19 protein-coding genes are annotated in these 21,273 nt (G+C 65.5%); 15 read left to right on the forward strand and 4 right to left on the reverse strand.

Translation table 11 applies throughout. The annotated features are described in order from the left end of the window. The first annotated feature begins 77 nt into the window (after positions 1 to 77). The 11 genes from ugpB to ACTEK7_RS15750 all read left to right on the forward strand — a co-directional run bounded on the left by ugpB (position 78) and on the right by ACTEK7_RS15750 (position 11,528). Positions 78 to 1,400, forward strand: coding sequence for a sn-glycerol-3-phosphate ABC transporter substrate-binding protein UgpB (gene ugpB, locus ACTEK7_RS15700; RefSeq protein ID WP_225147475.1), 1,323 nt, complete (start codon positions 78 to 80; stop codon positions 1,398 to 1,400). A gap of 251 nt (positions 1,401 to 1,651) precedes the next feature. Next, positions 1,652 to 2,608: an aminoglycoside phosphotransferase family protein gene (locus ACTEK7_RS15705; protein ID WP_225147496.1), complete on the forward strand. Its 957-nt coding sequence runs from the start codon at positions 1,652 to 1,654 to the stop codon at positions 2,606 to 2,608. Positions 2,609 to 2,979: 371 nt separating this feature from the next. After that, positions 2,980 to 4,599 (forward strand): ABC transporter substrate-binding protein, encoded by a 1,620-nt coding sequence (locus tag ACTEK7_RS15710; RefSeq protein ID WP_225147474.1) that lies wholly within the window; start codon positions 2,980 to 2,982, stop codon positions 4,597 to 4,599. A gap of 111 nt (positions 4,600 to 4,710) precedes the next feature. Beyond that, on the forward strand, positions 4,711 to 5,724 hold the full coding sequence (locus tag ACTEK7_RS15715; protein WP_225147473.1) for an ABC transporter permease: 1,014 nt from the start codon (positions 4,711 to 4,713) through the stop codon (positions 5,722 to 5,724). Positions 5,725 to 5,727: 3 nt separating this feature from the next. Next, a complete protein-coding gene (locus ACTEK7_RS15720; protein ID WP_025033639.1) occupies positions 5,728 to 6,627 on the forward strand; it encodes an ABC transporter permease in 900 nt (299 codons plus the stop codon). 94 nt (positions 6,628 to 6,721) lie between these two features. After that, positions 6,722 to 8,491 (forward strand): dipeptide ABC transporter ATP-binding protein, encoded by a 1,770-nt coding sequence (locus ACTEK7_RS15725; protein ID WP_225147472.1) that lies wholly within the window; start codon positions 6,722 to 6,724, stop codon positions 8,489 to 8,491. Positions 8,492 to 8,517: 26 nt separating this feature from the next. Then, positions 8,518 to 8,697, forward strand: a complete 180-nt coding sequence (locus tag ACTEK7_RS15730; RefSeq protein ID WP_036001861.1) for a DUF4089 domain-containing protein — start codon at positions 8,518 to 8,520, stop codon at positions 8,695 to 8,697. 4 nt (positions 8,698 to 8,701) lie between these two features. Beyond that, a complete protein-coding gene (locus ACTEK7_RS15735) occupies positions 8,702 to 10,096 on the forward strand; it encodes an AtzE family amidohydrolase (RefSeq protein ID WP_225147471.1) in 1,395 nt (464 codons plus the stop codon). A 1-nt stretch (position 10,097) separates the two neighbouring features. After that, positions 10,098 to 10,493, forward strand: coding sequence for an oxalurate catabolism protein HpxZ (gene hpxZ, locus ACTEK7_RS15740; protein ID WP_225147470.1), 396 nt, complete (start codon positions 10,098 to 10,100; stop codon positions 10,491 to 10,493). After that, complete coding sequence (locus ACTEK7_RS15745; protein WP_025033634.1) at positions 10,490 to 11,212, forward strand: GntR family transcriptional regulator; 723 nt, start codon at positions 10,490 to 10,492, stop codon at positions 11,210 to 11,212. Before hpxZ ends, ACTEK7_RS15745 begins: the two co-directional genes overlap by 4 nt. Before the next feature lie 100 nt (positions 11,213 to 11,312). After that, a complete protein-coding gene (locus ACTEK7_RS15750; RefSeq protein ID WP_036042810.1) occupies positions 11,313 to 11,528 on the forward strand; it encodes a hypothetical protein in 216 nt (71 codons plus the stop codon). A 15-nt stretch (positions 11,529 to 11,543) separates the two neighbouring features. Here the strand turns inward: ACTEK7_RS15750 and atzF are convergent, their stop codons facing one another. Together atzF and ACTEK7_RS15760 are read right to left on the reverse strand one after the other, a co-directional pair. Then, a complete protein-coding gene (atzF, locus tag ACTEK7_RS15755) occupies positions 11,544 to 13,352 on the reverse strand; it encodes an allophanate hydrolase (protein ID WP_225147469.1) in 1,809 nt (602 codons plus the stop codon). Positions 13,353 to 13,537: 185 nt separating this feature from the next. Next, the gene (locus ACTEK7_RS15760) at positions 13,538 to 14,044 is read right to left on the reverse strand and encodes a MarR family winged helix-turn-helix transcriptional regulator (protein ID WP_225147468.1); all 507 of its coding nucleotides are present in this window, start codon (positions 14,042 to 14,044) and stop codon (positions 13,538 to 13,540) included. A gap of 152 nt (positions 14,045 to 14,196) precedes the next feature. Here ACTEK7_RS15760 and ACTEK7_RS15765 point away from each other — a divergent pair, with 152 nt between their 5' ends. Continuing rightward, positions 14,197 to 16,044 carry a feruloyl-CoA synthase gene (locus tag ACTEK7_RS15765; protein ID WP_225147467.1) on the forward strand — a complete coding sequence of 616 codons (1,848 nt, stop codon included), beginning with the start codon at positions 14,197 to 14,199 and terminating at the stop codon, positions 16,042 to 16,044. Between the two features lie 345 nt (positions 16,045 to 16,389). Here the strand turns inward: ACTEK7_RS15765 and ACTEK7_RS15770 are convergent, their stop codons facing one another. After that, on the reverse strand, positions 16,390 to 16,896 hold the full coding sequence (locus ACTEK7_RS15770) for a MarR family winged helix-turn-helix transcriptional regulator (protein ID WP_036001836.1): 507 nt from the start codon (positions 16,894 to 16,896) through the stop codon (positions 16,390 to 16,392). Positions 16,897 to 16,979: 83 nt separating this feature from the next. On the opposite strand from ACTEK7_RS15770, the gene ACTEK7_RS15775 reads away from it, so the two are divergent. Genes ACTEK7_RS15775 through ACTEK7_RS15785 form a run of 3 tightly spaced genes read left to right on the forward strand, consistent with a single transcriptional unit; the run spans position 16,980 to position 19,783 of the window. Next, on the forward strand, positions 16,980 to 18,188 hold the full coding sequence (locus tag ACTEK7_RS15775) for a cytochrome P450 (protein WP_225147466.1): 1,209 nt from the start codon (positions 16,980 to 16,982) through the stop codon (positions 18,186 to 18,188). Between the two features lie 11 nt (positions 18,189 to 18,199). After that, positions 18,200 to 18,523 carry a 2Fe-2S iron-sulfur cluster-binding protein gene (locus tag ACTEK7_RS15780; protein WP_225147465.1) on the forward strand — a complete coding sequence of 108 codons (324 nt, stop codon included), beginning with the start codon at positions 18,200 to 18,202 and terminating at the stop codon, positions 18,521 to 18,523. A gap of 48 nt (positions 18,524 to 18,571) precedes the next feature. Then, complete coding sequence (locus ACTEK7_RS15785; RefSeq protein WP_036001888.1) at positions 18,572 to 19,783, forward strand: ABC transporter substrate-binding protein; 1,212 nt, start codon at positions 18,572 to 18,574, stop codon at positions 19,781 to 19,783. A 220-nt stretch (positions 19,784 to 20,003) separates the two neighbouring features. Here ACTEK7_RS15785 and ACTEK7_RS15790 read toward each other — a convergent pair whose 3' ends face one another. Next, positions 20,004 to 21,266: an NAD(P)/FAD-dependent oxidoreductase gene (locus tag ACTEK7_RS15790; protein WP_036001827.1), complete on the reverse strand. Its 1,263-nt coding sequence runs from the start codon at positions 21,264 to 21,266 to the stop codon at positions 20,004 to 20,006. Positions 21,267 to 21,273: the final 7 nt, after the last annotated feature.

Below are 21,273 nucleotides of genomic sequence, written 5' to 3' on the forward strand. Positions count from 1 at the left end.
CCCGGTTGAAACGACCACTGCCGGGCCTTAAGCAGGACAGCCGCCTCGTCGACCGCGGCCTGGGAAGAGCCATCCTGATGTCAGCCTTGCGCCTTTTGCAGCTCGTTGCCGCCTTTGCGGCCCTCGCATTGGCCGCCCCTGCGCGGGCTGCCACCGAGATCGCCTGGTGGCACGCCATGTCCGGCGAGCTCGGCCGGCAGCTGGAAAAGCTCGCCGCCGACTTCAATGCCTCGCAATCCGATTACCGCATCGTGCCCGTCTACAAGGGCAATTACACCGAGACGGTGACGGCGGCGATCTTCGCCTTCCGCTCGCGCACCCAGCCCGCCATCGTCCAGGTCAACGAGGTCGCCACCGCCACCATGACCGCGGCCAAGGGCGCGATCTATCCGGTGTTCAGCCTGATGCGGGACCAGGGCGAGCCGTTCTCGCTCAGTGATTATCTGCCCGCGGTCTCCGGCTATTACACCGATGCGGCCGGCAATCTGTTGTCCTTTCCGTTCAATTCCTCGACGCCGATCCTCTATTACAACAAGACCATGTTCCGCGACGCCGGCCTCGATCCGGAGGCGCCGCCGAAGACCTGGCCGGAACTGGGAGCGGCCGCCAAGCGCCTGCGCGACCGCGGCGCTGCTTGCGGCTTCACCACGTCCTGGCCGTCCTGGATCCATGTCGAGAATTTCGCCGCCTTCCATAACCTCGCGGTCGCGAGCCGGGCGAACGGCTTCGCCGGGCTCGATGCGGAATTGACCATCAACAATCCGGGGCTGGTGCATCACGTCGCGGCGCTCAGCGAATGGCAGAAGACCAGGCTGTTCGATTATAGCGGCCGTGGCCAGTCGGCCGAGCCGCGCTTCCAGAAGGGCGAGTGCGGCATCTTCATCGGCTCCTCGGCGACGCGCGCCGACATCAAGGCCAACTCGAAGTTCGAGATCGGCTACGGCATGATGCCCTATTGGCCCGACGTGAAGGGCGCGCCGCAGAACTCGATCATCGGCGGCGCCACGCTGTGGGTGCTGCGCGACCGTCCGCGCGAGGAATACAAGGGCGTGGCGCGCTTCTTCGCCTATCTGTCCCAGCCCGGCGTGCAGGCCGCCTGGCACCAGAACACCGGCTATCTGCCCGTGACCCGCGCCGCCTTCGAGCTGACGCGCTCGCAAGGCTTCTACGAGCGCAATCCGGGCTCGGCGATCTCGTTCGAGCAGATCACGCTCAATCCGCCGACCGAGAACTCCAAGGGCATCCGGCTCGGCTCCTTCGTCCTGATCCGCGGCGTGATCGAGGACGAGCTCGAGCAGGCCTTCGCCGGCCACAAGAGCGCGCAATCAGCACTCGATTCCGCCGTCGAGCGCGGCAACAAGCTCTTGCGCCAGTTCGAGCGCGCCAGTCCCGAGCGGTAGGGTGTGTTGCGATTAGGTCTCGCCGCCGCTGCGAACGAGGTGCGCTCCCTCCCCCGCTTGCGGGGGAGGGTTGGGGAGAGGGTTCTCTCCACGTTGGGATTGTCTGAAGTCTGCGGAGAGTGTCCCCACGTGGAGAGAGCCCCCACCCGGCGCTTCGCGCCGACCTCCCCCGCAAGCGGGAGAGGTGCACCGTTTCCTTGGCTTGCACCGCGTCAACCAAAGTTGCCCCTGCATTCGATACGCGAGTGCAGATGACAATCACGCCGCAACAGCTGCCTCCCTTCACCGACGCCGCAAGCTTCCGCGCCTTCCGCTCCGCCTCCGCGCAATGGCTGCCGGTCGCTCTCGACATCGCACGCAGACATGGCCTCGATGCCGGCTCGCCGCATGTGTTTGCGACCGGCACCAATCTCGTGGTCGGCCTCGGCGACAGGCTGATCCTGAAAATCTTTCCGCCGCTGCTCGCAGCGCAGTTCGTCTCGGAGCGCGCCGCGCTGACGCAGCTCAAAGGCCGTCTGCACCTGCCGATCCCCGAGATCGTCGCGGAGGGGATGCGCGACGGCTGGCCCTATCTCGTCATCACGCGCCTTGCCGGCACGCTGGGTTCGGAGGTCTGGCCATCACTGCCGGAGCCGCAGAAGGAGCGGCTGCTGCGCCAGATCGGCGAGACCATTGCGAGCGTGCAGCGCGCGCCGCTTGGACCGCTCGCGCATATCGAGCCGCGCTGGGATGCGTTCATGCGTCAGCAGATGCAGGGCTGCCGCGGGCGGCACGAGCGTCTCGGCCTCGCACCAAAATTCCTCGCCGGCCTCGACGATCTCCTACGTGACGCCCCGAAGCTGATCCCGATGGACGCGCCGCCGGTGATCCTGATCGGCGAATACATTCCCGAGAATTTCCTGCTCGCCTGCGATAATGGCCAATGGTCGCTCGGCGGCCTGTTCGACTTCGGCGACGTGCTGACAGGGTGGCGCGACTACGACCTGCTCGGCCCCAGCGCCTTCATGGCGGCGGGCCGTCCGGGCAGAGTGAAGAGCCTGCTCGAAGGCTTTGGCTATGCAAGGCTGGATTTCACGCTCAAGCGCCGCCTGATGACCCTGATGCTGCTGCACCGCGCCAGCGACCTCAACAGCCACATCTGCATCGAGGGCTGGCAGGAGAGGGCGAATGATCTGGTCGAGCTACAGGAGCTGATCTGGCCCAACTGAGCGCTCCGCTCCGTCATTCCGGGGCGCCGCGCAGCGGCGAGCCCGGAATCCATTGTGCCGCGCGTTCTGCCGCCGGATGGATTCCGGGTTCGATGCTGCGCATCGCCCCGGAATGACTCCTGGGGCGCCGCGGCGCGAGCGCCAGATGGCAACGTTTGGCGGCTGCCTCCACACTGAGCCCTCAAGCCGAGAAGCCTAATTTTTATGCAATTGCTCGTCTTTGTATGCAATGGCCCCTTGCGGTGCAGAGTGGTCAGATAAGAATAGCAGGCGATATCAATTACTTAGATGAACTTTAGTCTCCCGTTAAGCCTTGGCACAAACCTTGCGAATCCAGTTCCAGCCAAAAACCTTTGTGTTGGAGCGATTTCATGAAGCGCCGCGATTTCCTCAAATCCGTTTCCGGGTTGGCCGCTGGCGCGGCGCTCCCGGCCATGCCGTCCGTGATCTCCTCGGCCAAGGCCGATGCCCGCTCGGAGACCTTGCTGATCGTTTCCGAAGGCGGCCCGAACAATCTCGACATCCATGGCATCGGCACCAACGTGCCCGGCTATGAAGTCTCCTGGAATTGCTACGACCGCCTGATCAGCCACGAGATGAAGAGCGGTCCCGGCGGCGTGCCCTATTACGACCGCGACAAGTTCAAAGGCGAGCTCGCCGACGACATGAAGATCGACGACATGTCGGTCACCTTCAAGCTGAAGAAGAACGCCAAATTCCACGACGGCGCGCCTGTTACCGCGAAAGACGTGAAATGGTCGCTCGACCGCGCCGTCAGCGTCGGCGGCTTCCCGACCTTCCAGATGAGCGCGGGTTCGCTCACCAAGGCCGAGCAGTTCGTCGTGGTCGACGATCACACTGTGCGCGTCGACTTCCTGAAGAAGGACAAGCTGACGATCCCCGATCTCGCCGTGATCGTGCCCTGCATCGTCAATTCCGAGCTGGTGAAGAAGAATGCCAGCGAGAAGGATCCCTGGGGCCTCGAGTTTACAAAACAGCAGACCGCCGGCTCCGGCGCCTACAAGGTGACGAAGTGGACCGCCGGCACCGAAGTGATCATGGAGCGCAATGAGGATTGGGTCGGCGGTCCGCTTCCCAAGATCAAGCGCGTGATTTGGCGCATGGTGCCGCAGGCCGGCAACCGCCGTGCGCTGCTCGAGCGCGGCGATGCCGACATCTCCTATGAGCTGCCGTTCAAGGATTTCCAGGAGATGAAGGCGAACGGCAAGCTCAACGTGGTGTCGCTGCCGTTCTCCAACGGCATCCAGTATATCGGCATGAACGTCACCAAGCCGCCGTTCGACAATCCGAAAGTGCGGCAGGCCATCGCCTATGCGTTGCCGTACCAGAAGATCATGGACGCCGTGCTGTTCGGTCTCGGCAATCCCATGTTCGGCGCAAAGGACAAGGCCACCGAAGTCGCCTGGCCGCAGCCGCACAAGTACAACACCGACATGGAGAAGGCGAAGGCCCTGCTGGCTGAAGCCGGTTACGCCAACGGCTTCGAGACCACGATCTCGTTCGATCTCAACTTCGCCAGCGTCAACGAGCCGCTCTGCGTCCTCGTGCAGGAGAGCCTCGCCCAGCTCGGCATCAAGACCACCATCAACAAGGTGCCCGGCGCCAACTGGCGCACCGAGCTCAACAAGAAGGAGATGCCGCTCTTCACCAACGTGTTCTCGGGCTGGCTCGATTACCCCGAGTACTTCTTCTACTGGTGCTATCACGGCAACAATTCCGTCTTCAACACCATGAGCTACAAGTCGGCGGCGATGGACAAGTTCATCGACGGTGCGCGCACGGCGGCCGCCACCGGCGATAAGGCCGCTTACGATGCCGACGTGAAGGGTTTCGTCGATCTCGCCTTCGCCGACGTCCCGCGCATCCCGCTCTACCAGCCCTTCGTCAACGTCGCGATGCAGAAGAACGTCAGCGGCTACCAGTACTGGTTCCACCGGCGGCTGGATTATCGCGCGATGGCGAAGGGGTGAGGAAAGCGAATAGGGAGTGGCGAATAGCGAGTAGGGGGACGTGATGGTCGACAGGAGCGAATATCCATTCGCCACTCGCTATTCGCCATTCGCGCGAGCGGAGCGAGCACCATGCTGACCATGATCGGCAAGCGCCTGATGTTCGCGATTCCCTCGCTGATCGGCGTCGTCATCGTCACCTTCCTGCTGACGCGCGCGCTGCCGGGCGATCCCGCGGCTTACTTCGCCGGCCCCGCCGCGACCAAGGAAGCCGTCGAGCAGATCCGCAAGAAGCTCGGCTTGGACAAGCCGCTGATCGAACAGTTCTTCCGCTATGCCAACGATCTCGCGCATGGCGATTTCGGCAACTCGCTGACGACGGGCCAGCCGGTCGCCACCGAGATTCGTAACCGCCTGCCGGCGTCAGCCGAGCTGACGCTGCTCGGCCTCTTCGTGTCCATTGCGATCGCCATTCCGCTCGGCGTGCTCGCGGCAACGCGGCCGGGATCGTGGATCGATCATCTCTGTCGGATCACGACCACGGCCGGCGTGTCGCTGCCGGTGTTCTTCACCGGCCTCGTGCTGGTCTATGTCTTCTATTTCCGGCTGGGCTGGTCGCCGGCGCCGCTCGGCCGTCTCGATGTGTTCTACAGCGCGCCGCCGACGGTGACAGGCTTCTATCTGATCGACACCCTGATCGCGCGCGATCTCGAGGCGTTCCGCTCGGCGTTGAGCCAGCTCATTCTTCCCGCAACGACGCTCGCAATCTTCTCGCTGGCGCCGATCGCGCGCATGACGCGCGCCTCGATGCTCGCGGTGCTCGCGTCCGAATTCGTCCGCACCGCGCGCGCCAGCGGCCTGTCGCCGGCAACCGTGATCGTCACCTACGCGTTCCGCAACGCGATGCTGCCGGTCATCACCACGCTCAGCATGGTGTTCTCGTTCCTGCTGGGGGCCAACGTGCTGGTCGAGAAAGTGTTCGCATGGCCGGGCATCGGCTCGTACGCGGTGGAAGCGCTGATCTCCTCCGACTTCGCGCCGGTGCAGGGTTTCGTGCTGACCATGGCCGTCATGTACGTGCTGCTCAATCTGATCATCGACATTTTGTACGGCGTGATCGACCCGCGCGTCAGGCTGGAGGGGTAGGTTATGAGCTCCGTTGCGCCTGCTGTTGAACCTGTCGGTCCCGCCCGCACGTCAGGCCTCGTCGCGGTACTCGAGCAGACCCGCTATGTCCTCGGCGAGAACAAGGTCACGGGTTTTGCCTTTGCGCTGCTCCTGATCATCGTGTTCGCCGCGCTGTTCGGCCCTTACGTGGTGCCGTACGACCCGCTCGCTTCGGACACCGCGGCTGCGTTGAAACCGCCGTCGGCGGCGCACTGGTTCGGCACCGACCAGCTGGGGCGCGACATCTTCAGCCGCGTCATCGTCGCCACGCGCCTCGACTTCTTCATCGCGATCGCGTCGGTTGCTCTGGTGTTCCTGATGGGCGGCCTTGCCGGCATCGCGGCCGGCTATTTCGGCGGCTGGACCGACCGCGTCGTCGGCCGCATCGCCGATACCATCATGGCCTTCCCGCTGTTCGTGCTGGCGATGGGCATCGTCGCCGCGCTCGGCAACACCGTGCAGAACATCATCCTGGCCACCGCGATCGTGAACTTCCCGCTCTATGCCCGCGTCGCCCGCGCGGAAGCCAATGTCCGCCGCAATGCCGGCTTCGTGCAGGCCGCGCGTCTCTCAGGGAACGGCGAGTTCCGCATCCTCCTGGTGCACATCCTGCCGAACATCATGCCGATTATGATCGTGCAGATGTCGCTGACCATGGGCTACGCCATTCTCAACGCCGCCGGCCTGTCCTTCATCGGCCTCGGCGTCCGTCCGCCGACGGCCGAATGGGGCATCATGGTCGCCGAAGGCGCGGGCTTCATGGTGTCGGGCGAATGGTGGATCGCGCTCTTCCCAGGCCTTGCCCTGATGATCGCCGTGTTCTGCTTCAACCTCCTCGGCGACGGCCTGCGCGATATCGTCGATCCCCAGCGGAGGACGTGATGGCAGACGTAGGTCAGAAATTCTCCAATGATTTCAGTCGCCATTCTACTGTGCATGGGGTTGTTTTCGACCGTTTAGGTGACGGGAGCCGTCCGTGACCGCCCAGCCGCTGCTCGACGTCCAGGATCTCACGGTCGAATTCACCACCCGACGCGGCATCGTCAAGGCGGTGCAGCACGTCAACATCTCCGTCGCCAAGGGCGAGACGCTCGCCATCGTCGGCGAATCCGGCTCCGGCAAGTCGGTGACCTCCTACGCGGTGATGCGCATCCTCGACCGCGCCGGCAAGATCGCCGAGGGCTCGGTGATGTTCTCCGGCATCGACGTCAAGGCCGCCACCGAAGACCAGATGCGCGATCTGCGCGGCCGCGAAGTCTCGATGATCTTCCAGAACCCGCGCGCCGCGCTGAACCCGATCCGGAAAGTGGGCGATCAGATCGAGGACGTGCTGCGCACCCATGTGCAGCAGGCCCAGGTCGCAGATCACGGCGAGAAGGCGATCGAGGCGCTCGAGCAGGTCAAGATCGCCCGCCCGCGCGAGCGCTATCACGCCTATCCGTTCGAGCTGTCGGGCGGCATGTGCCAGCGCGTCGTCATCGCGCTCGCGCTGGCCTGCAATCCGCAGCTGCTCATCGCCGACGAGCCGACGACCGGATTGGATGTTACCACGCAGAAGGCGGTGATGGACCTGATCGTCGAGCTGACGAAACGCCGCGCGATGTCGACCATCCTGATCACGCACGATCTTGGCCTCGCTGCCGCCTATTGCGACCGCGTCGTCGTCATGGAGAAGGGCCGCGTCGTCGAGACCGCCACGGCTGCCGACATTTTTGCCAACCCTCAGCACCCCTATACGAAGAAGCTAATGCGCGCGACCCCGCGGCTTGGTGTGTCGCTGCGCGACTTGCTGCCCGAGGAAGAAAGCAGAGCCGCCATGGCCGGGCTTGATCCGGCCATCCATCACACTTCGCAAGACCCCTCTCAGCTGACAGACCCCCGGGTCAAGCCCGGACGTGACGAGAATCCAAAACCCCTCCTTCTCGTCGACAAGCTCGTCAAGGAATATCCCCGCCAGGGTGCGACCGCCGTGCTCGGCAAGCTGTTCGGCCGCAAGCCGCCGGTCGAGCCGGACATGTTCCGCGCCGTCGACGGCATCTCCTTTGCCATCGGCCATCGCGAGAGCGTCGGCCTGGTCGGCGAATCCGGCTGCGGCAAATCGACCACGTCGATGATGGTGATGCGCCTGCTCGACCAGACCTCCGGCCTGATCCAGTTCGACGGCGAGGACATCGGCGGCATTCAGCCTGCCGCCTTCGCCCGGCTGCCGCAGCGCAGCCGCATCCAGATGGTGTTCCAGGACCCCACCGACAGCCTCAACCCGCGCTTCACCGCCGCGCGCGCGATCGCCGACCCGATCATGCAGCTTGGCGATATCAAGGGCCGCGACGCGCTCCGCGCCCGCTGCGAGGAACTCGCCACCATGGTCGGCCTGCCGCACAATCTGCTCGACCGCTTCCCGCACCAATTGTCCGGCGGCCAGAAGGCCCGCGTCGGTATCGCCCGGGCGATCGCGCTGCATCCCAAGCTCGTCATCCTGGACGAGCCGACCGCGGCGCTGGACGTCTCCGTGCAGGCTGTCGTCCTCAACCTGCTGCAGGACCTCAAGGCGCGCCTAGGTATGAGTTATCTGTTCGTCTCGCATGATTTGAACGTGGTGCGCTTGTTGTGCGATCGTGTCATTGTGATGCGGACCGGACGGATCGTCGAGGAGGGCTCTTCCGAGCAGGTTCTCGGCGATCCCAAGGACGACTACACCAAGGAGCTGCTGACGGCGATCCCGCATCCGCCGTTGCCGACACACTAAGACTGCACTGATTGCTTGAGAGCGTGATGGCCGAACCCCTGGACGACTATATCGACGCCGTATCGAAGGCGCTGGCGCTGCCGATCGAGGAGGCCTGGCGGCCTGCCGTTCGCGCCAACCTCGAGGTCTCGCTGCGGCTTGGCCGTCTGGTCGACGAATTCGCGCTGCCGGACGAGACCGAGCCGGCGCCGATCTTCACGGCCTGACGCCATGTCTGCCAAGCCAGAGATGACGGCCTCCGAGATCGCAAGTGCGGTTGCGGGGCGCAAGATGTCCGCGCTCGCTGCCACCGAAGCCGCGCTCGCGCGCATCGAGCGGCATGACGGCATCCTCAATTCCTTCACCGACGTCACCGCCGAACGCGCCCGCGCGAAAGCGCGCGCGATCGATGCCGACATCGCCGCGGGCAGGAATGTCGGTCCGCTCGCCGGCGTCCCCTTCGCCGTCAAGAACCTGTTCGATGTGGCGGGCCTTTCAACGCGCGCCGGCTCGAAGATCAACCGCGACCTCGCGCCCGCCAGGCGCGATGCGACCTTGATCGAGCGGATGGAGGCGGCCGGCGCCGTTCTCGTCGGTGCGCTCAACATGGGCGAATACGCCTACGATTTCACGGGCGAGAACATCCACGACGGTCCCTCGCGCAATCCGCACGACACCACGCGGATGAGCGGCGGCTCCTCCGGCGGCTCGGGCAGCGCCGTCGGCGGCGCGCTGGTGCCGATCGCGCTCGGCTCCGACACCAACGGCTCGATCCGCGTGCCGTCGTCCTTCTGCGGCATCTTCGGCCTGAAGCCGACCTATGGCCGGCTGTCACGTGCGCGCTCCTTCCCGTTCGTGGCGAGCCTCGATCATCTCGGCCCGTTCGCGCGCTCCGTCGCCGATCTCGCGCTCGCCTATGACGCGATGCAGGGTCCGGATGCCGACGACGGCGCCTGCACCACGCGCGGGTTGGAGCCCGTCACGCCGCTGCTCGATGAGTCCATCTCGGGCTTGCGCGTTGCGATCGCCGGCGGCCACTTCCAGAAGAACGTGTTTCCGGAAGCGGTCGAAGCCGTCAGCCGCGTCGCCAAGGCGCTGGGCGCAACGCAAGTGGTCGATATCCCCGAAGCCTCGCGCGCCCGCGCGGCGGCCTATGTCATCACCACCACCGAAGGCGCTTCGCTCCATCTCGATCGCCTGCGCAAGCGCCCTGGCGATTTCGACCCGGCGGTGCGCGACCGGCTGATCGCGGGCGCCATGGTTCCAGCGCCGCTGGTCGACCGCGCGCAAAAATTCCGCCGCTGGTATCGCGCTCAGCTTGCCGAGATCTTTCGATCGGTCGACGTGCTGCTGGCGCCGGCGACGCCCTGTACCGCGCCGAAGCTCGGGCAGGTCAACTTCAATCTCGACGGCGTCGAGCTGCCGGTGCGCGCCAACATCGGCATCCACACCCAGCCGATCTCCTTCATCGGCCTGCCGGTGGTCGCCGTTCCCGTGCCGCTCGAGCCGCTGCCGATCGGCGTGCAGATCATTTGTGCGCCCTGGCGCGAGGACATCGCGCTGCGCGTCGCGCACGCATTGGAGAAGATGGGCGTCGTCGCCGCGCCCGCGCCGAGAGGGTTCTAAGATGCAGATCGATCTCCCCGACGTGATCGCGGAAGTCAAAGCCGCGTTCGAGCGCTATGAGCAAGCCCTCGTCAGCAACGACGTCGCCGTGCTCGGCGAGCTCTTCCGCAACGATCCGCGCACCTTGCGCTACGGCATCGGCGAGAACCTCTATGGCTACGAGGCGATCAGCGGCTTCCGTGCCGCGCGCTCGCCGGTCGGGCTGAACCGCCGCACCGCCAAAACCGTGATCACCAGCTATGGCCGCGACACGGCCGTGGCGTCCACCTTGTTCTATCGCGATACGGCTCCCGGCAGGGTCGGCCGGCAGATGCAGACGTGGATACGTTTCCCGGAGGGCTGGCGCGTCGTCGCCGCTCATGTCAGCATCATCGACGAGCCGAAAGAGACCGTATGACGCTTGATGATCTTCCGCAGGGCGCATTGCCGGCCGAGCCGGTGGTGCCGCGCGTCGACCGTGCATCGCCGTCGCTGCTGAAGGTCACGCGCGCCGAGGAGCTGCGGCTGCAGCTTGCCGACGAGATCGTGCGGGGAACGCTGGCACCGGGCTCGCCGCTGGACGAGACCGACATCGCGCGGCGCTTCAACGTCTCGCGCACGCCGGTACGCGAGGCACTGCGCCAATTGGTGGCGAGCGGCCTCGTCGAGGCGCGGCCGCATCGCGGCGCCGTGGTGGCGCGGCCATCCGTCGAGCGGCTGAAAGGCATGTTCGAGGCCATGGCGGAGCTCGAGGCCTTGTGCGCCGGTCTTGCCGCCGAACGCATGTCGGCGGCGGAGCGTCACGGCCTGGAGGCCGTCCACGAGGAGCTGCGGGTGCTGAGCTACACCGGCAATCCCGAGCGCTTCCACGAGGTCAACGAGCGCTTCCACAACGCGATCTACGCCGGCTCGCAGAACGGCTACATCGCCGAGATCACGCTCGCGACCCGCGTGCGCGTGCAGCCGTTCCGCCGCGCCCAGTTCCGCAACCTCGGCCGCCTCGCCAAATCGCAAGCCGAGCACGACCGCGTCGTCGTCGCCATCATGCGCGGCGACAAGCAGGGCGCCGCCGCCGCCATGCGCGCGCATATCGAGCTGGTGCGCGGGGAGTACGAGATCTACGCGGTGTCGGTGTGAGTTGCGTGTTCACCACGAGGTGAAGGAGAGGCGTCGGTTCTCAGGAACCCGGCTTTGCACCGATCGTTTCCTCCCATCGATCCGATAAGGAGAATACACCATGGCCTCCTCCGAGAAAGATCCCCGCCATCACACCCAGAAGATGAAGCAGCGTCTACAGGAGACGGTGACGCATCTGCGCGAAGACATCCGCAAGGTCGACGAGCCCCAGCTCACCGCGATGTTCGAAACGTCCGCAGAGGTGCTGTCCGGCCTCGTCAAGGCGTTCGACGACTACGAGAAGAAGAACGAAGCCGCCTGGCGCAAGTCGGTGTGAGGCCCCGGTCGCTGTCTACGCCGTTGTAGCTTCAGCCATAAACTTCCGCCAGCCGCCATACGCTGTGATGTCCCGCGCATCGCCCAGCACTTCCGGCTCGACGAGGAATCCCTTCACGCTACGTCCGTCGGCGAGCCTGATTGTGCCGATCGCCATCGGCGCGGGGATCGCGTTGACGAACTTGCCGAAGGCGGACGACGACAGCGACCAGATCTCCAGCTCGATGGCCGCGCCCATGCCGGTCTCGACGCGCAGCATGCCGGGCTTCGGCGGCGTCGTCTCGAGCGCATAGAGCTTGTAGTCGGGCGCGGTCTTCGTCGCCTCGATCAGCTTTCCATTCAGCGCGGTCAATTCTCCGTTCAGCGCCATGCCGGTGAGATGCGCGCCGACCACCGCAATCGGGATTGCATCGCCGTTGCTTGCGGGCAGTGGCGCGAGCGGGGCCTGTGCCACACCCTTCGCGCCGACCGTCAGTTTCGTGTCGCCATGGAACACCCGTCCGATGCTGGCCAGCATCGCATCGCGCCCTGCGGGTGCCAGCAGCGTGATGCCGAACGGAATGCCGTCGCTGCGCATCGCAGCCGGCACGGCGAGGCCGCAGAGGTCGAGCAGGTTGACGAAATTGGTGTAGGTGCCGAGCCGGCTGTTGAGCTCGATCGGATTGGCCAGCACCTGCGCGGTCGTATAGGCCGTCGGCGCCGTCGGCAGCACAAGCGCGTCGATGTTGGCGAACGTGCGCTTGGCGATCTTGCGCAGGCCCTGCAGGCGATAGAGCGCCGAGAAGGTTTCCGCCGCGGTCAGCCGTGCGCCGGCCGCGGTGATCTCCCGCGTGACGGGGTGGATCGTGTCTGGCGCGGACGCCAGCAGGTTTTTGATCACGAGGTAACGCTCGGCGACCCAGGGGCCCTCATAGAGCAGCCGCGCCGTCTCGTAGAACGGCTCGAGGTCGAACTCGACCAGCTTTGCCCCGAGCGCGGTCCATCGCTTCAGCGCATCGTTGTAGGCGGCTTCCGCTTTCTTGTCGCCGAAGAAGATCAGCTGGCCGTTGCGTGGCACACCCAAGCGCAGGTTTGCCGGCATCGGCGTGATCGCGCCGAACGGCCGGTCGCGCGAGAATGGATCGGCCTGGTCGGGGCCGGCCATCACCGACAGCGCGAGTGCGGCATCGTCCACGGTCAGTGCGAACACCGAGATGCAGTCGAGCGTGCGGCAGGCCGGCACCAGGCCTGCGGTGGAGATCATGCCGAGGCTCGGCTTCAGCCCCACGATGTTATTCAGCATCGCCGGCACGCGGCCCGAGCCGGCGGTATCCGTGCCGAGCGACAACGGCACGAGCCCGGCGCCGACCGCAGTGGCCGAGCCCGAGCTCGAGCCGCCGGGAATGAGATCCTCGCGGATCGAATTCCGGGGAATGCCGTAGGGCGAGCGGACGCCGACGAGGCCGGTCGCGAACTGGTCGAGATTGGTCTTGCCGATGATGATCGCCCCCGCTGCGCGCAGGCGCTCGACGGCGGTCGAGTCGTGCGTGGGCGTGTAGGAGAAAGCCGGGCAGGCCGCGGTGGTAGGGAAGCCCAGCGCGTCGATATTGTCCTTCACCGCGACCGGCACGCCGTAAAGCGGCAGGCTGGCAGCATCCGCCCGGGCCGCGAGCTTCTCTGCTTCCGCGATCGCGTCCTTCTCGTCGCGCAGGCTGATGAACACGGCAGGATCGTCGTGATCGCGGATGCGCTGATAGGTCCGCGCGACCGTCTGCGCCGGCGTCAGCGTCCCCGCGCGGTGCGCGGCCACAATCGCGGCGATCGTTTCAGGCTGCTCGGCCCCCATGGCGGCAAAACTCCGGCAATTCGTCCTCGCCCGGAGTGAAGCAAGCGATGTGCCATTGTGTGCAGAATCCGGGCAGGATGATCGTGCCGGATCCTATCGTGCGATCAGTGGCTTGGGGGACATTTCGGCCGGCGCCCGGCCGGTCGCCTCAGTGACCTATCTGCCCAAATCATAGGCAGTCGGGATCAGGTGAAGCCGGAGAGGATCCGGAGCAGCTGTGCCCGGTTCTCCTTGCCGATCTTCGCCTCGACGTGCCGCTCGTGCTCGGCTGCGAGCCGCTTGGATTTCGTCAGCGCCGTCTCGCCCTGCGCGGTGAGGTGCAGCGCATGCGAACGCCGGTCCTGCTTCGACTTGATCCGCTTCACCAGCTTGCGCTGTTCGAGGCTGTCGAGCAGGTGCACCAGCCGGGCACGCTCGATGCCGAGGCGTTTTGCCACCGCCATCTGCGACAGGCCCGGATTGGCGCCGATCACGGTCAGCACCGAATATTGCGTCGGCCTGATGTCGACCTCGCCGAGCGTCTTGATGAAGTCCTGAAAGATCCAGATCTGGAAGCGCCGTACCGCATAGCCGGCGTGGCCGACCAGTGCGTCGAGGCCGATGTCGTCGGCACCATCGCGTGGTGCTGCGCCGTTGCCGGCGCGCTTGCGCGGGGCGTGGCGGCCGTCGGCCCGGGATGCTGTGGCTGTCACGTCGTGTCTCCTGTCGCGCAACCCTAGCGCCCTTGGACCCGGAGCGAAAGATTGTTGTTGACGACAACAATTGGCGTGCCCAACATTATAGGCCAAAGCAGCCCGGAACGAGGCCGCGGCCGATCCTGTAACCGGGATGGAGGAGGAAACACATGACAGTCGCCTCACATGGTGACGTTGCAGGCCTGTTCGCAACGCCAAGGACCGTCGCAGAGCATCGGCCCGACGGCAGCATCGTTCTGCGCTCGCCTGAGCCTCTCGGCGAGACTGCGCGCTGCACCGGCGATTGGCTGGAGCAATGGGCGCAGCAAAGGCCGGATGCGATCTTCCTGGCCGAGCGCGGCAATGTCGAAATGCCCTGGACCACCGTCACCTATGCGCAGGCGCTTCGCAAGGTGCGCGCCGCCGCGTCCTGGGTCCTGGCACAAGGGCTCAGCGCGGACCGCCCCGTCGCGATCCTCTCGGACAACAGCATCGATCATGCGCTGCTCGCGCTCGCCGCCCAGCATGTCGGCGTGCCCTCGGCGGCGATCTCGCCGGCCTATTCGCTGATGTCGAAAGATTTCGACAAGCTCAAGAGCATGATTGCGCTGCTCGATCCTGGCGCGATCTACGTCTCTGCGCTTCAGCCGTTCGCACCGGCGCTGGCTGCCATCGAGCCGCTGCACAGCGCGCAGATCATCAGCGGCAATGCCGATGACACTGAGGTGCTCGCGTTCCGCGCCGTTGCGGCCACCCCCGAGACGGCCGACGTCGCAAGAGCCTTTGCGGCACTCACGCCTGATACGATCGCGAAATTCCTGTTCACCTCGGGCTCGACGGGCACGCCGAAAGCCGTCATCAACACCCAGCGCATGCTGACGTCGAGCCAGCAGGCCAAGGCGCAGACCTGGACCTTCCTCGAACGGAGCCGCGATCTCGTCATTCTCGATTGGCTGCCCTGGAGCCACACCTTCGGCGCCAACCACAATTTCAACCTCGTGCTGCGCAACGGCGGCGCGCTCTACATCGACGGCGGCAAGCCCGCGCCCGGCCTGTTCGCGACCTCGCTCGCCAACCTCAGAAGCGTGATGCCGACGGTCTATTTCAACGTGCCGCGCGGCTTCGACATGCTGATCGCGGCACTGCGCAGCGACGAGGAATTGCGCCGCCGCTTCTTCGGCGAGGTGAAATTCGCCTTCTATGCCGGGGCCGCGCTGCCGCAGAATCTGTGGGATGCTCTCGAAGAGCTCTCACTCGAGACGGTCGGCCGCAAGCTGCCGATGGTCTCGGCCTGGGGCTCGACGGAAACCTCACCGCTCGCCACCGACTGTCATTTTCTCGCCGAGCGCTCCGGCAACATCGGCGTGCCCATTCCCGGCACCGAGCTGAAGCTCGTCACCTCCGGCGACAAGCTGGAGGTGCGGGTGCGTGGCCCCAACGTCACGCCCGGCTATTGGAAGGCACCCGAGCTGACCAGGCAAGCGTTCGACGAGGAGGGCTTTTACTTGATCGGCGACGCGGTGAAGCTTGCCGATAGCGCGCGCCCCGAGCGCGGCCTGTTCTTCGACGGTCGCGTTGCCGAAGACTTCAAGCTCAATTCCGGCACCTGGGTCAGCGTCGGCGGCTTGCGCGTTGCCGGCATCGCCGCGCTGGCGCCGCTGGCTCAGGACATCGTCGTCGCCGGTCACGGCGGTGACGAGGTGCGTTTCCTGGTGTTCCCGAATATTGCGGCTTGCCGCGCCCATGCCGGTCTGCCCGAAACGGCGGCGGCCAGCGACGTGCTGGCGCACGACAAGGTCCGCAGCGCCATCGCGCAGGGTTTGGCGAAGCTGAAACAGCAGAGCGCCAACTCCTCCGGTCACGCCACCCGCGCGCTGCTGCTCGCCGAGCCACCGTCGGTCGACGGCGGCGAGATCACCGACAAGGGCTACATCAACCAGCGCGCCGTGCTGACGCGCCGCGCCGATGCGGTAGCGCGGCTGAACGATGATGCGTCGGGTGAGTGGATCGGATTGTAAAGGCCGAGTTAGCGACGCCACATTCCGCTGTCATTCCGGGGCGCGCCTCTTGGCGCGAGCCCGGAATCCATTTCACCGTAGGGGTGGTGCACGATGGATTCCGGGTTCGCGCTACGCGCGCCCCGGAATGACGAGTGGGATACGCCAACAACCCTGTCGCAACATCCTGCCGATTCTTTTGTTGCCTAAGCAACTAATCTGTGCGAACCGTTCCAGACAGAGATGACGGCGGGCGAACCGCCGCGTTCTTTTCTGGAGGAAGCAATGCGCGGCAGAAGGGGTGCCGTCGGCAAATGCCGGCGCATGATCGGGAGTGACGGGAGCTTGCGCGCCGCGCGCGACCCGTCAGGTGTCGACGCTGCCGGTGACTGCGCCGAGGTTTTCGTGCAGCCGGCGCAAGAGATCGATCAGCACCTCGCGTTCGTCCTTACTGAGGCAGGACAACAGCCGTCGCTCGCGTTCGAACGCAGCGACGATCACCTTGTCATGGGTGGCGCGGCCCCTTGCCGTCAACGAGATCGAGTGGGTGCGGCCGTCGTTCGGGTCGGTGCGGATCGACACCAGCCCGCGCTTTTCGAGGCCGGCAAGCGTCCGGCTCACCGGCCCCTTGTCGAAGCCGATGACGTGGCAGATGCGCGAGGCCGGGATGCCGGGTTCGATCGCCAACAGCGACATGATCCGCCATTCGGTGACGTTGACACCGAACTCGCGCTGATAGAACGCGGTCGCGCTGTTCGAGAGCTTGTTGGCGATGAAGGTGATGAACGCCGGGACGTAACGGTCGAGATCGAGCGTCGGCCCTGCATCATGGGGCGCGGGCTTGTGGCGGGCTTTGGTCGAGGACGGCGGCATATCGGGTTTCTGACTCGCGGCGGGCCCAAAGACCTAAGGGCATGCGTCGTCCTTTCACAAGATCAAAATGAGGGAGGTCTTCCATGACCGCATCCGGCTGCGCGGGATCGGGTGTCCCGCATGTCGACGTCGACCCCTTCGACATGAGCTTTTTTGCCGACCCCTATCCGGCGCATGAGCTGCTGCGGGAAGCCGGCCCCGTGGTCTATCTCGACAAGTGGAACGTCTATGGCGTGGCGCGCTATGCGGAGGTCCACGCTGTGCTGAACGATCCCGCAACCTTCTGCTCCAGCCGCGGCGTCGGCCTTTCCGACTTCAAGAAGGAGGCGCCGTGGCGACCGCCGAGCCTGATCCTCGAGGCCGATCCGCCGGCGCACACCCGCACCCGCGCCGTCCTGTCAAAAGTGTTGTCGCCGACCGTGATGAAGCAGGTCCGTGACCGCTTTGCCGAGGCGGCCGAGGCGCGTGTCGATGCCCTGCTGCAGATGCGCAGCTTCGATGCGATCGCGGATCTCGCCGAGGCCTACCCGCTCTCGATCTTTCCGGATGCGCTGGGCCTGAAACCGGAGGGGCGTGAGCATCTGATTCCCTACGCGAGCGTGGTATTCAACGCGTTCGGCCCGCCCAACCGGCTGCGCCAGGAGGCGATCGAACGATCGGCGCCGCATCAGGCATACGTTGCCGAGCAGTGCCAGCGCGAGAATCTGGCACCCAGCGGCTTCGGCGCCTGCATCCACGCGCAGGTCGACGAGGGTGCTATCACGGCCACCGAAGCGCCGCTGCTGGTGCGCTCGCTGCTGTCGGCCGGACTCGACACGACAGTCAACGGCATCGGCGCTGCGGTGTATTGCCTCGCGCGCTTTCCCGATCAATGGCAGCGGCTGCGCGACGACCTCACGCTCGCGCGCGGTGCCTTCGAGGAGGCCGTGCGCTTCGAGAGCCCGGTGCAGACCTTCTTCCGCACCACCACCCGTGAGGTCGAGCTCTCCGGTGCGCGAATCGGCGAGGGCGAGAAGGTGCTGATGTTCCTTGCCGCCGCCAACCGCGATCCGCGGCGCTGGGATGCCCCCGACAGGTACGACATCACCCGCCGCACCTCCGGCCATGTCGGCTTCGGCTCCGGCATCCACATGTGCGTCGGCCAGCTCGTCGCCCGCCTCGAAGGCGAGGTGATGCTGACGGCGCTGGCGCGCCGCATCGCGAGAATCGAGATCACGGGCGAGCCGAAGCGCCGTTTCAACAACACGCTGCGCGGGCTCGACAGCCTGCCTGTGACGATCACCCCGGCCTGACGAGGAGCTTGATGCCTGCCATTACCTTCATCCATCCCGACGGCAAGTCCTATCGCGTCGAGACCGCGGGCGGCGAGAGCGCCATGCAGGCCGCGACCCGTCACGGCCTCGACGGCATTCTGGCCGAATGCGGCGGCAACGCGATGTGCGCGACCTGCCATGTCTATGTCGACGAGAGCTGGCTCGCGCGCCTGCCTGCGATGGCCGACGACGAGGATGCGCTGCTCGACGGCACCGCCGCTGAGCGGCGACGGACGAGCCGACTGTCCTGTCAGATCACGATCACGCCCGATCTCGATGGGCTCGTCCTGAAGTTGCCAGAGCGGCAGGTCTGATCTGCCAAGCCGTCGGATCTTCGCAAAATATCAAACAGGGAGGGAATGATGAAACATCTGAAGTGGACGCTCGCGCTGGCTGCGAGCTTGGTGACCGGCGCGGCCAACGCCGAAATATCGGACAACGTCGTGCGCATCGGCGTGCTCAACGACATCTCCGGCATCTTCCAGGACACCAATGGCATGGGCTCGGTCGAGGCCGCGCGCATGGCGGCGGAGGATTTCAACGGCGGCGGCAAGGGCATCAAGGTCGAGATCGTCTATGCCGATCACCAGAACAAAGCCGATGTCGGCAACGCCATCGCGCGCAAATGGCTCGACGTCGAAGGCGTCGACGCGATCGTCGACGTGCCGAACTCGGCCGTCGGTCTTTCCATCAACGCGCTTCTGCGCGACAGCCGCATGACCTTCCTGGCGTCCTCGACCGCAAGCTCGGACCTCACCGGCAAGGCCTGCTCGCCCAACACGATCCAATGGGTCAACGACGCCTGGGCGACCGGCAACACCACCGCAGCCGCCATGGTGTCGCGCGGCGGCAAGGATTGGTATTTCCTCACGGTCGATTACGCGCTCGGCAAGGGCATCGAGGCGGAGGCGCAGAAATACATCGAGGGGCACGGCGGCAAGGTGATCGGCTCGTCCAAGCATCCGCTCGGCACCTCCGATTTCGCGTCCTTCCTGCTGCAGGCGCAAAGCTCGAAGGCGCAGGTCATCGGGCTCGCCAATGCAGGCGGCGACACCATCAACGCGGTGAAGCAGGCCGCCGAATTCGGCATCCAGCAGAGTGGGCAGAAGCTCGTCGCCTTTCTGCTCTTCATCAACGACGTTCACGGCATGGGCATCAAGGTCGCGCAGGGCCTCCAGCTCATGGAAGCCTTCTACTGGGACATGAACGATGATACGCGCGCGTTCGCCAAGCGTTTTGCTGCACGGCCCGGCATGAACGGCAAGATGCCGAGCGGCAATCAGGCCGGAGTCTATGCTTCCACGCTCGCTTATCTCAACGCCGTCGCCGCCACCGGCAGCGACAATGCCAAGCAGGTCGTGCCCGAGATGAAGAAGTTCAAGGGCAAGGACAAGCTGTTCGGCGACACCGCGATCCGTCAGGACGGTCGCGTCGTGCATCCGATGTACCTGTTCGAGGTGAAGAAGCCGGAGGAGTCGAAATATCCGTACGATTATTACAAGCTGGTCGCGACGATTCCCGCAGACCAGGCGTTCCGCCCGCTGGCGGAGGGCGGGTGCGAGCTGGTGAAGTAGCGGCCGCGAGCGCGGCGCAATTGCACCCTCTCCCCTTGTGGGAGAGGGTGGCTTCGCGAAGCGAAGCCGGGTGAGGGGTCTCTCTCCTCACGAACAATCGCGAGAGTTGAGAGAACCCCTCATCCGGCGCCGTAGCCGAAGCTCTGCTTCGGCGTTCTTAAGAACGGCGGCCGAAGGCCGCCTATGCCACCTTCTCCCACAAGGGGAGAAGGAAGTAAGACTACACCACCTTGCTCGACCCCTGCGTGATCAACCGCGCTGCGCGCTGGTCTCGCGCGTAGATCCACAGCCAGCTCAGCGCGACGCTGAGGCGGTGGCGCAGGCCGATCAGGAAGTAGATGTGGGCGATGCCCCAGATCCACCACGCGATGGTGCCGCGCAGCTTGATCTTGCCGAAATCGATGATTGCGAGCCGCTTGCCGATCTGCGCGAGGTTACCGGAATGCTTATAGCGGAACGGACCCGCTGCAGCGCCGCGCAGGCGCGCTTTGATGGTCTCCGCGACGTGACGGCCCTGCTGCTTGGCGGCCGGCGCGATGCCGGGCACCGGCTTGCCGTCCCAGGCGTTGATGCTGACGGTATCCCCGATCGCGAAGATCTCGGGATGGCCTGATATGGTGAGGTCGGCCTCGACCAGCACGCGCCCGGCGCGATCGTGCGCTGCGCCGAGCCATTCGGCAGCGGGCGAGGCGCGCACGCCGGCGGCCCAGATCCGTGTCTTGGCCTCGAGCAGTTTGCCGCCGAACACGACGCCCTCGCGATTGATCTCGGTGACGGCCTGCCCGAGCACGACTTCGACGCCGATCTTTTCCAGCGAGGCCTGCGCATAGGCTGATAGCTCGTCGGGAAAGCCGGCGAGCACGCGCTGGCCGGCCTCGATCAGCACGACGCGGGCCTTGTGCGTGTCGATGTTGCGGAAATCGGCGGGCAGGGTGTGATGCGCCATCTCGGCGATGGTGCCGGCGAGCTCGACGCCGGTCGGGCCGGCGCCGACGATCACGAAGGTCAGCCGTGCCGCGCGCCGCTTTGGATCGATCTCGCGCTCGGCGCGCTCGAACGCCACCAGGATGTGCCGGCGCAAGGTGGTCGCATCCTCCAGCGTCTTCAGGCCGGGGGCGAACTGCTCCCATTCATCGTGGCCGAAATAGGCGTGCCGCGCGCCCGTGGCCAGCACCAGCGTGTCGTAGGGCACCTCGCTGCCGTCGTCGATCAGCACGCAGCGTCGTTCGGCATCGACGCCGCTCACGGTGGCGAACAGCGTCGTCACCTCGCGCCGGTCGCGCATGAGATGACGGATCGGCCAGGCGATCTCGCTGGTTGCGAGCGAGGCGGTCGCGACCTGGTAAAGCAGGGGCTGGAACAGATGATGATTGCGGCGGTCGATCAGCGTGATCTCGACGGGAGCGCCCGCAAGCCGGTAAGTCGCCTCCAGCCCGCCGAAGCCGGCGCCGACGATGACGACGCGATGGGGATTTGCGGCCATGATTTAA

The organism is Bradyrhizobium sp. JHI2711, assembly GCF_056156565.1.